Below are 12,543 nucleotides of genomic sequence, written 5' to 3'. Positions count from 1 at the left end.
TATCCTTTGAAAAAAGCCATCCATGGCCTGTCAGCTTAATTACTTGGTTAGTTACCGTTTGTTGAAATTAATCCATCAACATCGGTATCGGTGTTTGTAAACACCCGACCGTTAACAGTTAACGGCTCTGCATTTGACGCTTGATTAAATGCATCGGTTGCAAATTGAGCAAAGTCGACTTGTAGTGCGTCAATTGTAATGTTTACTGTTGCAGTTACTTGCGAATTAACGCCATCACTTACACCAAACATAAAACTATCTGAACCTGTCACTTCTTTATTTGGTGTATAGGTAAAGTTACCGTCGCTATTAACGGTAACAGTTCCAAGAGTTGGCTCACTTGTTAACGAATAAGTAAGCGAATCGCCATCATTGTCGGTTGCGCTAAGCATATCGGTAATGCTTACCTCAGTTTGTGTAGTTAGCATTGCATCACTTGCGGTAGGCGCTGTGTTTACAACTGGTGTAGGTTGTTTTTTATCGTCATCGCTACTACATGCTCCCAATGTTAATGCACTGAGGAGAACACAAATATGGGTAGTTTTTAAATTACGCATTATTTTACTCCTTATTTAGAGCCAGCAAGCGGTGTTGCAAGGTATGGGAATGATGAGTCCATCATTGTTGCATCAATAGGTGCGCCGTCTGTAAATGGCACTGTGCCTGTATTAGCATCCTCTGGTGAACAAAGCCCTAAATCAGTGTCTTCACCATTTACAGGAATCGGATGACATAAACGACCCATCACAACACGAAGTGCAATATCAACCACATCATCACCCGGGCGACGACCATTTGGGAAGCCGGCTAAATCATTACCCGCTACACCAAATGCAGATTGATCAGCTTGCGCTGTTGCTGCAATGCCTGTATTTAAACGCAGCATTTCTGAAGGTGTTACAGTTGCTTGCTGATTAACGCCTGCAAAACCTGTTAAAAATGCAGTGATTAAATCAGTACGCGGGAAGTTTGTGGGTGCCAGTGTTTCTAAGTTTGCGCCAAGGGTCGTATTAACAGCATCTTTAAACAAAATGTTTAATAACTCTGGTAGTGCTGGGTGAGATACATAATCTAAAAATTGTGCATCATCTTTAGGGTGAGCAGTGGAGAATGTGTCTTTGTCTTTAATGCCAATTACAAGCTCGTTTACAAGCGGGCTACCCAAGCGTGAAACTTGTGTTAAAGCACCACCATTAACGCCATTATTAGCAAATTTAGCATTAGGATTTAATACGCGAGCTTGAGGTAGGCTTGCTGTTGTCCATGAACCTATTACGCCGTTACCTTCACCAACAATACAGCTTTTAGGTATTTCGATAGCAATTGATGTTACGTTTTTATCTGCAAGGTCGTCGTTATCAGCTGATTGTGTTATGCCACCAGGAAAACCACCGCCGTCACCAGCACCTGGGGCGCTATCACCCTCTACAGGTACATAGTTTACTAAATCAAATGTTTTACCTAGGTTAACTACAAATGGGTCTTTACGTTGCCCTACAAAAACTTGTGCCATGCTTTCACAGTTAGGAATTGAAACCTGATACACAAATTGGTCAGCGTAAGTTTGATAATCGCTCATTGAACCAAATGTTTTATTGCCCACATAATCAAGCGGTTTAGAAAATGTGCTGGAGTTTGATGCAGTGTTATTTAATACCGTTGTTTCGCCAGTACGCTGCGCGCCGCTTATCATACTTACTGTGTATGATTCGCTAAAATTTACAGCGCTGTTATCTCCGGCAGATACACCGCCTACATTTTTAAGCGGTACAGACACGGTGCGTTGATTACCTTCTGGTCCAACAGTTAATTGCACACCTTGGTTATCATTAGGAAGCATGCTTTTAAAGTTAAACGCAAATGTAATATCTTCAACAGCATCGCCGTCGTTATCTATATGAATGCTGTAGGTTGCATCTGGGTCCATTGCAAAGTAATTAGGACCGCCGTATGCATCTTGCAGCGGGATGTAATTAGCAATTAATGTTACGTAATCATCACGACCTTGCTCGTAACTATTAAATACATAAAAATCGGTTGAATCTAAAGTCGGGAAACGGCTTATATTTGGCGCTTCTCTGTGGCTAGATGCTTCACTTGGTGCACTTACAAACGTACTACATATTACTACTGCGAGTATTGATGGAGTTAAAGCTTTCATGACTTTGTCCTTTAGTTTTGATTGAAGTCATAGCTAATAACGGGGCGGGATTTAAATTGGATGCAAAAAAGTTAAATTATTTTATTTTTTGTTAAAAAGTTTAAAAGTTAGTTGGCTGCTTTGTGTAAGCAGCCAACTTTGGTCATAATAGTCGGGTTATAAAAGTACCAGCTCTGTGGTGTAAAGCACTTCAGTGGGAGAGCCATTTGGTGAGCCACCAATAGGCTCTAAACTCACTGCTAACAATGCGATATCACTTGCGTTGAAGCGGTTATCTTTAAATAATATTTTACTGCCTTGCTTGGGCAGTAAACCCAATGAAATAGGTGCATCTTGACCTTTTAAAATCATCCACAGCTCATAATCTTTATTAGTTTGAGCAACCAATTGGCTACTAGCTTTAATTGAGAGCCCTTGCTCGCTTACATCAATAAACCACAATGATTGTTTATTTTGATTTTGAACCAAAGCAATTTGCTGAGTTTGCATAACATTGGTACTAGGCTGAATAACCAAAAAGGCTAAAACAATGCATGCGGCAGTTGCTACAAAAGACCATGTACGCCAAATTGAAGGCTTGGTATGTATGACTGTTTTACTTGTTTGTGGTCTGTTTTCAATACGCTGTAGTATATTTACCCATACATCGTCACGTGGCGTTTGCGGTGTAATAGCACTCGCTAAGTTGTTTAGGTTTTGCTCCCACATATTTTTTGCTTCACGTGCTTGATTTGAGCTAAGTAACAGACGCTGAAAACGCTTACGGGCAAGCCCTCTAAGTGTGCCAAGCACGTACTGCCCAGCAAGCGCGTCTAATAGTTCGGGTTTATTATAATTCATAATGTTAAACACCTTTGTAGCTGCATAAGCCCACGCCTGATCCAGCTTTTAACTGTACCTAAAGGCGTTTCTATATGATCCACTAACTCGCTATGACTCAGCCCCTTATAATAAGCTAAGTGAATAGCTTGTTTTTGTTGCGGCTCAAGCTGTTCGATACAATTGACCAGTTTCGTTTCTTCATCGTAATTAACGTCGATACTTTCATTTTCATATTCGTCATCGCCTAACGACTGCTCTTTTCGTACTTTGTGATAGCGAAGTGAGTCAAGACTTCTGTATCTGACTATACTTATCATCCAACTAATAACGGTGCCTTTAGAGGCGTTATATTCAGATGCGTTATGCCAAATTTTTATAAAAGCGTCTTGTAGTGCCTCTTCCGCATAAGCTCTGTTAGTGAGCATATTTAAGCTAATAGCAAAAAGTTTGCCGCTAGTTTGTTGATATAAACTTGAGAAAGCATTTTTGTCTCCTTGTGCTGTTGCGCACAAAAGAGGGAGTAAATCATCGTTATCCATAGGGGTCCTGTTTTTCTTATTATCATTGAGTAAACGGTTGAGGGTGTGATTTGGATGCAAAAAATTTAATTGCCTTTTAGATTAGCTGCTTTATACGTTAGTACAAGTAATAACCGATCAGTGTTTGAAATTTAGACGTGTAAGTATAATTTATTCACATGTTTGTAAAAAATGCACAAAGAGCGGTCTGTAGTAGATTTTAGTTTATTAATTACTATATATATCAATGGCCTATTGTTCGCGTTTGAATTTTAAATGGCATTTATATGGCGTGATATTTGCAAAAGACTACTTAAAGCCGTTTAAATTAAGATTATAAATCGGCATTATTTTCACAAAGGAGAGACTATGTGGGCTGCAATTAGTTATTTACTATTGGCACTACTGCTTATTTTTATTGGTTGGGAAGTGAACTCTGTCTATTTTGCTATTGTTTTTTATTGGACTGCGCTGTCACTTTTATTAGTGAGTACCGCGTATATTTTTAATACAGCAAAAATATTTAGAAAGCGTGAAAATGGGGTGATCCCATTTTATATACGGTGGGCGTTTGTGCCATTTTTATTCGGTGTGCAAATTTATAATGCCTGGTCACGTAAGCGCGATAAAGTGCCGCCCATTCAACAAATAAACGAAAACCTATTTTTAGCTTGCCGATTATTTCCCTCAGATATAGACACATTAAAAGATAACGGGATTACGGCGATTTTAGATGTTACGTGTGAATTCGACGGACTCGAGTGGAGTTCAACACAAGAGAATATTAATTATTTAAACATTCCGGTGCTCGATCATAGTATTCCTACCCATTCTCAGTTAAATCAGGCTATTAATTGGATTCATCACCATATTAAAGAAAACCATCGCGTAGTCGTTCATTGTGCTTTAGGGCGTGGGCGCTCTGTTTTTGTCATGGCGGCTTATTTACTGAGCCAAAACAAAAATGCAGATGTGCATGAAGTACTTGCACAAATAAAAGAAACCCGCGAAACCGCAAATTTAAATAAGCATCAACTTCGCCATTTAGCTAAGCGACATAAAAAAGGCGAATTACTGATTAAAAACAAAGCCGTTTTAATTGCAAACCCTGTATCTGGTACACGATTATGGGAAGAAAAAGAGCACTTAATTGTTGCGCGGCTATCGGACTATTACGATCTGAAAGTACTCACTACTACAAAAGAGGTTAACGGTATTGAGCTGGCTAAACAGGAAATTGCGCAAAAGCCGGATATTATTATCGCATGCGGGGGAGATGGTACGGTGGCCGAAGTTGCAAGCGTACTTGTAAATACACAATGTAAACTAGGCATCATCCCTATGGGGACTGCAAACGCCCTTGCGCATGTATTGATGGGTATTACCTCTAAATTTATTCCTGTTGAACAGGCTTGTGACTTAATTATAGATGGTCAAACAAGCATAATAGATACTGCTTATTGTAATAATGAGTTAGTACTACTGCTCGCGGGTATTGGTTTTGAGCAATCAATGATAGAAAAAGCAGATAGAGAGTCGAAAAATAAGTCGGGGCAACTTGCCTATTTAAATGGTTTTTTTGAAGCGTTTGGCGAGCAAAAATCGCAGTTACTTAAAGTAAAACTCGATGATAATGAGCCTAAAGAAATATGTACTAATAGTTTTATTGTGGCCAATGCTGCGCCTTTTACAACGTTATTGGCTCAAGGTGGCGGGCAACCTGATCATAGTGACGGGCTACTCGATATAAATTGGTTAACACCAAATAATGAAGATTCAACCACAGTACTAAGTATTGCAGAGCTGATGTTTAGTAGCTTAACGCAAACACATTTAGCTATAAACTCTCATCATACAAATGCCAAAAGAGTAGAGGTTACAGGCGAAGGAGAGCTTAAGTACGTACTAGATGGTGAAGTTAAAACCGCTCAAAAACTAGTTATTACTATTGAGCCGGCTTCATTAAATGTGATTTGCAAAGAGCAATAAATCGCGCAAGTTATAATCAAAAAAGGAGCTAAATTAGCTCCTTTTTTACATCATTTTTTAATTGATGGCCAAACAAACCCTGTTGTATCCGGCGCTTGAGAAGATGTTTCTCTTGGTGCACTTTTTGGTCTACGAATAGGTTTGTTATTTATAGTGTGAATATAAAGTGCTTCCACTTTATCGCGAGCCCAAGGCGTTTTACGCAAAAACTTTAAACTCGATTTAATGCTGGGTTGATCAGTAAAACATTTAATTTTTACTTGCTCGCCAAGTGTTCTCCAGCCAAGTCGTTGCTCTAACTCAACAAGTATTTGTTCTAATGTTACCCCATGTAAAGGGTTTTTAGGTTGATTATTCATAGCCATACTACTTATTTAAACTGCATGCATTGTAGCTTAAATCAGCTTTTAGCGCTAATTCACAGTGATTGTTTTAGGAGCTGTTGGATAAATAGCATTACCTTGCTTATCTATTTTAAGCCAAATGAGTTGGCTGTTACTGTGTTGGGGTGTTTTAGCACCACACAAAAGTGTAAAAGAGTGAACTTGTATTAATGCCCCTTCGCTATAGCGTTTGTTGTCGTACCAACAGTTAGCTTCTTCATTTACAAACTGGTTTGCATCAATAATTGAATGGGTTTTTAGCGTTGTTGCTTCACTAAGTATTGAATACGATAAGCTGCTAAAACAAAAACATAGAATTAAAAAGTTACGCATTAGAGGCCTTTAAATAGGGAGGGGTAAAAATAATACATTAAGCTAAAAAACGTGCTAGTGTAAAGTACACAAAGTGATTTTAAGTATAAATTTAGTTATTCACAGAACAATAAAAAGGTGCACACAATGCAATTTAATCAAACAATGATCGAAGAATTCACACTATTAGCAAAGTTTCCTCGCGACAGTAAAATGCAGGGTATTAAATTACATTCAGACGCAGAGCCAAGCTTACTTAGCGCAGCGCAACGTTTATTTGATAAAGGGATTATAGATAGCCCAGATGGCGGATATTTAACTGATCTGGGCTTAGATTTAATTGAGCACGTTACGGTTATTCATAGCGCGCTACAAAGTTAATCTAAATTAGCTTAATTTGCATCGGGTTGATTTTGCGGTGCAGCGTCATTAAATGCAGCTAATTTATTACAATGTTCGTAAATGGCTGCAATTTTTGGATAAGCGCTCATATCTACGTTAAAACGAATTGCATTAAATACTTGCGGCACTAAACAAATGTCAGCAAGTGTTGGTTGGTCACCAAAGCAGTAGCCATTATTTTCGTTTAGCATCAGTTCTATTTTTTCAAAACCCACTTCTATCCAATGTCGATACCATTTATTTTTAGCCTCGTCATCAACACCTAATTCGTTTGATAAATACTTCAGCACGCGTAAATTATTAACAGGATGAATATCGCAGGCAATGGCAAAGCTTAAGTTTCTTATTTGCGACTTTTGCCACGCAGTCCCTGTAATTAATGGCGATTGCGGATAAGCTTCATCAAGCCATTCCAGTATTGCAAGCGATTGAGCTAAAACACCATCATCAGTTTCAAGTGCCGGCAGTAACCCTTGAGGATTAGTCGCTAAGTAATCTTCCCCAAGCTGCTCCGATTTTAAAAGGTTAACAATAGCAAGTTCATGATCGATTGCTTTTAAGTTAAGCGCTATACGCACTCTATAAGCCGCTGATGAGCGAAAGTAGCTGTATAATTTCATAATTAATCCTGTGAACCTGTAAATTGTTTTTTAATAGTGCGCCAGCAATCGGTGTAGTTTAGTTGGCGTTCTTTACCTTCTAATGCATATTTTGTCGGTGAAATTATATAGCGCGACTCAAACATAAAGGCCAATGTGTTTTCGTATTTTTGTGGTGTAAGCTCAGTGTTTGAGGCTTTTTCAAATACGTCGGCTTCAGGTCCATGTGGCGACATACAATTGTGTAAACTTGCGCCACCAGGTACAAAACCGTGCTCTTTTGCATCATATACACCTTCAATCAAGCCCATAAATTCACTCATAATATTGCGGTGATAATACGGCGGGCGGAATGTATTTTCGGCTACCATCCAACGTGGTGGAAATATCACAAAATCGACATTTGCCATACCCTCAGTAGCAGAAGGAGAGGTTAGCACAGTGAATATAGATGGGTCGGGATGATCAAAGCTCACTGTATTCATTACATTGAAACGCGATAAGTCGTATTTATAGGGGGAGCTGTTACCCGTCCATGCAACCACATCAAAAGGAGAGTGCTTAATTTCACAGCTAAATAAATTACCGTTGAATTTAGAAACAAGCTCAAAGTGACCCTCTTTATCTTCAAAGGCAGCTACAGGGTATTGAAAGTCTCTGTCGTTGGCATAACCATTGGCACCAACAGGTCCTCGCTCTGCAAGTTCAAGCGCATGACCATAATTTTCACAAATATAACCACGGGCTGTATTATCAATTAAATCAACTGAGAACTTAATTCCTCTGGGAATTACAGCAATTTCACCTGGTTTAATGCTTAACTTACCGCACTCGGTGTGAATTAATAACTCACCTTGCTGAGGGACAAACAACATTTCGCCATCGGCATTACAAAAGTAACGCCCTTGCATTGACTGATTAGCGACATATACATGAATGCCAATACCAGATTGCCCATTAGCACTGCCATTAGCTGCCATCGTTACCAAGCCATCAATAAAATCAGTAGGCTGTGAAGGAATATCAATAGGATTCCAACGTAGCATTGTTGGTGGTGTTACGGCTTCAGTGATTGGGGCTGTTCTTATTAGGCCGTTATCAATTGCTTGGTAATCACCTTGCACTACAGATGGACGAAGGCGGTAAAACCAAGTGCGACGATTTGAAGCGCGAGGAGCCGTAAATGCAGTCGAACTAAATTGCTCGGTGTATAAATCGTATTTGACCTTTTGTGGGCTAAATTGTCCTATTGGCAGTGCATCGGGTAGCGCTTGTGTTTCAAATTCATTACCAAAACCGGTCATATAACTTAATTGTGTCGCCATTACTGACTCCTGTGAGAGAGGTTGGTTTAATATTCTTTTTATTTCAGTTAAGATACTCTCAAGTGAGACTAATATCAAATGTGCAACTACGCACCTGCGTAAATATTAATGAACACCAAAGTAAACCTAATCAAGCAGGGATTACCAAAAATGAAAATTGATTTAGCAACTTTTTTACCTTATCAATTATCAAATGTAGCAACACGTGTAAGTAACGACTTTGCCGAGGTTTATCAAACTAAATACGGTTTAAATATTCCGCAGTGGCGAATACTTGCTAATTTAGCGCAGTATGGTCAGAGCAACGCAAAGGATTTATGCACGCAAGCAAATATGGACAAGTCGACAGTGTCGCGTGCGGTAAAAGTTTTAATAGATAAAGGTTTAGTGAAAAGTGAGTTAAATGCACAAGACAAACGCGCGGCCTTACTTGTACTGAGTGAAGCAGGGCAGAGCTTATATGAGCAAATAGCACCCGATGCACTGAATTGGGAAAAACAATTACTGAATACTTTAACCAACGAAGAATACGAAGTGTTAGTGAGTATTTTTGAAAAGTTAAATAACAAATTAAGGGCATAAAAAAGCCCACCAAAGTGGGCTTTTAAATGTTGTTTTAGATTACAGTTCTAAATTAGAAAGTGTAACGAAGACCTACACGCATTTCCCATAAAGAGGCATCGCGTTGTACAGACTGTTCAGCACTACGTGCACTGAAGTTTGAGTAAACGTATTGACCTTGGTCATTAATATTTACTTCAACCATCTTATTACCTACGAAAGAGCCTTTTCTTAATACACCCCAATCATCGTTTAACATATTAGTTAAGTTATCGATTACGAAGAATGCTTCACCTTTATGGCCATCCATGAAGCCAGGTACTTCTTGAGTAATTTTAAAGTTAAACTTAACGAACCAATCAGAGTTCTGTTGGTTACGCCCTGTGATTTCACCACGTTTAAGGCCTTCAGATGCAATAAAGTCATTAAACTCATTGATTTCATCAGCACTCATGTTGTAAACAACGTTAGGATCATTTTCAAGTGGTACATACAATAATTGACGCGCGCCATTAGAGTTTCTATCACCAAATTGAATATCGCCCGCACCGGTGTCACGATTACTCTTGTAGGTAAAGCTATATGGTAAACCTTTGTATGCTTCACCAAATAGGTTAAAGCGGGTGTTATAACCATCGAAGAACTCGTGTTTATAACCTAGGTTTAATGTAAAGCGATGTGGGATTTCGTAATCAGATGATGCCACGCCAGGGTTGCCTGGGTTTGATGTTGCTAGGTTACCGTAGTTTGAGCTGGCTACAGAGCTAGTCATTGGGTTTACATCATCTGCATCAGTGTAAGCGTATGAGAACTGAACGCTAACGCCATTATCAAACGCTTTACTTACTGCAGCAGATATAATTGAAGACTCACCACTATCACCATTCACATTTGTTAGTAATAGTTCACCACTACGATATTTACCTGGATTTAATGGATCTTCTTTTCTTTCATAGATAGGACGACCATCAAAAGTAGTTTTACCAGAATCTTGTAAAGCAATATCTACAAGAGTCGCTGCATCTCGCTTCTTAGTGTAAAGGTAATCCAAAGCAATAACATAGTCGTTTTCTGTAGTATATGTAGCACCTAAAGAGTACTTCCACTCTGATGGGATTTCAAAGTTAGGATCTACCGCGTTCGTTGTAGCATCACCCGAACCAATTTCAGTATTTGCTACTTTGTCAAACATATCTTGTGGAACGTCGTAACCTGGAGTACCACCATTTACATTTGGCGTATCAAATAGGTCAACTAGAGTGACTTCATCATCACCAGAACCAACTTTATATGAATTACTGATATCGCTGATATAAGCACCTATATTGGTGATACCATCATTTGAATATGAGTTAGACAACCATACATTGGGGTTACCGCCTGAGAACAAGCCAACCCCTGCACGTACTTCTAGTGCATCGGTTGCATACCACTCAAAACCAACACGTGGTTGAATTAGATCAATACCATCAAAAGTAGACTGATTGCTAAATCCGTAACGATTAGTGAAATTCTGATTTAATGTTGGTTTGTCATCGCTTGAATAGCTGTCGTAACGAAGACCAAATGTTAATGATGCATCGATATCTGAAAAGCTGTATTCATCTTGTACATAAAATGTATTTTGTGAATAAGCAAAGTTAGCAGCTGCATCATTTGGGTTATTAGTACTTGCAGAGTTATTATAATAAACTGCATTAGCAATCCCATTTCTGTATGCGTCAATCGAAGCAAAGCGCCATTCACCTTCAGTATGTTGCACGAATTGGTTAAATACTTCTAACTTTTCATACTCAAAACCAGCGGTAATCGTGTGCTGATCAAGGTAGTAAGTACCCGAGAATTTAGCTGTTGTGGTATCGTAGTTTAAATCATTTGATTGACGAGAGTCATCAGGACCAACGTACACAGTAGCGTCATCAGTGCTTATTTGGAACTCACCAAAGCCACTTGCCGCGTCTAAAGACTGAACGCGAGCGTCAAGCTCTGATTTACCTAAACGAACTTCAGTTGAAAAGTTGTCATTCCAATCAGAGTAAAGTGATGCAACGATTGAAGTGAACTCTGCGCCTTGCTCATAAAAGTGGCTGTCAAATGCGAGCTCATCACCATCTGCATCTGATTGCGATAAAGTAAAGCCATCATTGTAGTTATAAATTAGGTTAGCACGGTGGTCATCGTTGATGTTCCAATCTAGCTTCACTAAGATTTTTTCATCTTCTACTGGTGAGCTTGCTGGTGTTGCACCGGCTTCGTAACCATAAACATCACGTGTAATTTGTCTAATTTCATCAATTTCTGCAGAAGACACTAAAGATGAATAGTTAAACTGTTTAACACCTTCAAGTTTTTCGTAAGAAGTGAAAAGGAAAAGCGTGTCATTAATTAGCGGTAAACCAACATTAAAGCCATAACGTTTTTCACTGTAATCGCCGTTATCAACGTCATTACCTTCAATCTTATCGCCTTTCATCGAATCGTTAGTGTAATCGTAGAATACACCACCGTGAATGTCGTTGCCGCCAGATTTAGTAACTGCATTAATGTTACATGATGTGAAACCACCATATTGTACATCAAAAGGGGCTAATTCTACCGCTACTTGCTCGATTGAATCAAAAGAGAACGGGGCGCGAATAGTAGGGTAACCGTTTGAGCTTAAACCAAAGTTATCGTTCATGCGAACGCCATCAAGGGTTAAGCTGTTAAAACGTGGGTTACCACCACCACAGTTGATTGAACCACGGCTATCATCGATAGCAACGCGAGGGTCAATACGAATAATATCTTTTAAATCACGGTTAATAGCTGGTTGATTTTCAAGATCGCTTAATGTGAATGTTGAAGCAGGACCCGTACCACCAGACATAGTGCTGATAGGGCGACCAGTTACTACAATTTGTTCAACATCTGAGATATTTTCAAGTGAAGTATTAACAGGGTAGTCGCTACCAATGTTCAAGATAATATTATTGAACTCTTGGTCAGCGTAGATGTCTGAGTCTACGATTACTTTGTAAGGGCCGCCAACACGAAGACCTTTAGCAGTAAAGTAACCAGCGTCATTTACTTCAGTTGTTTTAACAGAGCCTGAAGGAACGTGTAAAATAGTAATTTTAGTTCCTGCAGCAGGGTTACCGTTAGGGCCCTTTATTTGACCTTTAATTGCAGAGGTTGTTTCGTTTGCAATTGCAGCACCACTCACACCAACACATGCTGCTATAGCAAGTGATAGAGCTGTTTTGCGTAATTGAGTTTTCATTTAATTTTCCCGTGTAGTTATTAATTAAATTTTTATATTTTTATTTTAAAATTTTTCAAAATAAACAGTTAAAGTTCATTTATTCAAAATCCGTTACTAGTGTACCTTATTTATTCGTTACAAATAAAATACAACTGCAATATATTTTTAATAAATAGTACTATTTTTGTCTATTTGAGTGTTTTTTTGAGCAATAACTCTATATCGGG

Annotated in this window: 12 protein-coding genes; 3 read left to right on the top strand and 9 right to left on the bottom strand. The window is 38.9% G+C overall.

The window, feature by feature from the left end:
* Nucleotides 1–47 precede the first annotated feature (47 nt).
* The 4 genes from RB214_RS20390 to RB214_RS20375 form a co-directional block, all read right to left on the bottom strand.
* On the bottom strand, nt 48–557 hold the full coding sequence (locus RB214_RS20390; protein ID WP_024595873.1) for an Ig-like domain-containing protein: 510 nt from the start codon (nt 555–557) through the stop codon (nt 48–50).
* An 11-nt stretch (nt 558–568) separates the two neighbouring features.
* Nucleotides 569–2,161, bottom strand: coding sequence for a DUF4331 domain-containing protein (locus RB214_RS20385; protein WP_024595874.1), 1,593 nt, complete (start codon nt 2,159–2,161; stop codon nt 569–571).
* A gap of 156 nt (nt 2,162–2,317) precedes the next feature.
* The gene (locus RB214_RS20380; RefSeq protein WP_024595875.1) at nt 2,318–3,001 is read right to left on the bottom strand and encodes an anti-sigma factor domain-containing protein; all 684 of its coding nucleotides are present in this window, start codon (nt 2,999–3,001) and stop codon (nt 2,318–2,320) included.
* Nucleotides 2,998–3,522 (bottom strand): sigma-70 family RNA polymerase sigma factor, encoded by a 525-nt coding sequence (locus RB214_RS20375; RefSeq protein WP_024595876.1) that lies wholly within the window; start codon nt 3,520–3,522, stop codon nt 2,998–3,000. Before RB214_RS20375 ends, RB214_RS20380 begins: the two co-directional genes overlap by 4 nt.
* Before the next feature lie 348 nt (nt 3,523–3,870).
* On the opposite strand from RB214_RS20375, the gene RB214_RS20370 reads away from it, so the two are divergent.
* Nucleotides 3,871–5,490 (top strand): diacylglycerol kinase family protein, encoded by a 1,620-nt coding sequence (locus tag RB214_RS20370; protein WP_024595877.1) that lies wholly within the window; start codon nt 3,871–3,873, stop codon nt 5,488–5,490.
* 50 nt (nt 5,491–5,540) lie between these two features.
* On the opposite strand, the gene RB214_RS20365 is transcribed toward RB214_RS20370, so the two are convergent.
* Together RB214_RS20365 and RB214_RS20360 are read right to left on the bottom strand one after the other, a co-directional pair.
* Nucleotides 5,541–5,849 carry a VF530 family DNA-binding protein gene (locus RB214_RS20365; RefSeq protein ID WP_024591820.1) on the bottom strand — a complete coding sequence of 103 codons (309 nt, stop codon included), beginning with the start codon at nt 5,847–5,849 and terminating at the stop codon, nt 5,541–5,543.
* A 54-nt stretch (nt 5,850–5,903) separates the two neighbouring features.
* Entirely contained in the window at nt 5,904–6,206 is a 303-nt protein-coding gene (locus RB214_RS20360) for a DUF1496 domain-containing protein (protein ID WP_002959040.1), read from the bottom strand.
* Nucleotides 6,207–6,332: 126 nt separating this feature from the next.
* Between RB214_RS20360 and RB214_RS20355 the strand changes: the two genes are divergently transcribed.
* Complete coding sequence (locus RB214_RS20355; RefSeq protein WP_002959041.1) at nt 6,333–6,566, top strand: TIGR02647 family protein; 234 nt, start codon at nt 6,333–6,335, stop codon at nt 6,564–6,566.
* An 11-nt stretch (nt 6,567–6,577) separates the two neighbouring features.
* On the opposite strand, the gene maiA is transcribed toward RB214_RS20355, so the two are convergent.
* Complete coding sequence (maiA, locus tag RB214_RS20350) at nt 6,578–7,207, bottom strand: maleylacetoacetate isomerase (RefSeq protein ID WP_309169249.1); 630 nt, start codon at nt 7,205–7,207, stop codon at nt 6,578–6,580.
* Nucleotides 7,208–7,209: 2 nt separating this feature from the next.
* A complete protein-coding gene (gene hmgA, locus RB214_RS20345; RefSeq protein ID WP_309169248.1) occupies nt 7,210–8,511 on the bottom strand; it encodes a homogentisate 1,2-dioxygenase in 1,302 nt (433 codons plus the stop codon).
* A 150-nt stretch (nt 8,512–8,661) separates the two neighbouring features.
* Between hmgA and RB214_RS20340 the strand changes: the two genes are divergently transcribed.
* Complete coding sequence (locus RB214_RS20340) at nt 8,662–9,093, top strand: MarR family transcriptional regulator (protein ID WP_309169471.1); 432 nt, start codon at nt 8,662–8,664, stop codon at nt 9,091–9,093.
* Between the two features lie 52 nt (nt 9,094–9,145).
* Here RB214_RS20340 and RB214_RS20335 read toward each other — a convergent pair whose 3' ends face one another.
* Entirely contained in the window at nt 9,146–12,334 is a 3,189-nt protein-coding gene (locus tag RB214_RS20335) for a TonB-dependent receptor (protein ID WP_309169247.1), read from the bottom strand.
* Between the last annotated feature and the right edge of the window lie 209 nt (nt 12,335–12,543).

It is taken from the genome of Pseudoalteromonas sp. HL-AS1, assembly GCF_031198785.1.
Lineage (GTDB): Bacteria > Pseudomonadota > Gammaproteobacteria > Enterobacterales > Alteromonadaceae > Pseudoalteromonas > Pseudoalteromonas distincta.
This window is presented reverse-complemented; position numbering and strand designations above follow the sequence as displayed.

Excerpts from the sequence above, each read along its gene's own strand:
- RB214_RS20370 (WP_024595877.1), top strand. The coding sequence starts at position 3,871 with ATGTGGGCTGCAATTAGTTATTTACTATTGGCACTACTGCTTATTTTT.
- RB214_RS20355 (WP_002959041.1), top strand. The coding sequence starts at position 6,333 with ATGCAATTTAATCAAACAATGATCGAAGAATTCACACTATTAGCAAAG.
- RB214_RS20390 (WP_024595873.1), bottom strand. The coding sequence starts at position 557 with ATGCGTAATTTAAAAACTACCCATATTTGTGTTCTCCTCAGTGCATTA.
- maiA (WP_309169249.1), bottom strand. The coding sequence starts at position 7,207 with ATGAAATTATACAGCTACTTTCGCTCATCAGCGGCTTATAGAGTGCGT.
- RB214_RS20360 (WP_002959040.1), bottom strand. The coding sequence starts at position 6,206 with ATGCGTAACTTTTTAATTCTATGTTTTTGTTTTAGCAGCTTATCGTAT.
- RB214_RS20365 (WP_024591820.1), bottom strand. The coding sequence starts at position 5,849 with ATGAATAATCAACCTAAAAACCCTTTACATGGGGTAACATTAGAACAA.
- RB214_RS20340 (WP_309169471.1), top strand. The coding sequence starts at position 8,662 with ATGAAAATTGATTTAGCAACTTTTTTACCTTATCAATTATCAAATGTA.
- RB214_RS20375 (WP_024595876.1), bottom strand. The coding sequence starts at position 3,522 with ATGGATAACGATGATTTACTCCCTCTTTTGTGCGCAACAGCACAAGGA.
- RB214_RS20380 (WP_024595875.1), bottom strand. The coding sequence starts at position 3,001 with ATGAATTATAATAAACCCGAACTATTAGACGCGCTTGCTGGGCAGTAC.
- hmgA (WP_309169248.1), bottom strand. The coding sequence starts at position 8,511 with ATGGCGACACAATTAAGTTATATGACCGGTTTTGGTAATGAATTTGAA.
- RB214_RS20335 (WP_309169247.1), bottom strand. The coding sequence starts at position 12,334 with ATGAAAACTCAATTACGCAAAACAGCTCTATCACTTGCTATAGCAGCA.
- RB214_RS20385 (WP_024595874.1), bottom strand. The coding sequence starts at position 2,161 with ATGAAAGCTTTAACTCCATCAATACTCGCAGTAGTAATATGTAGTACG.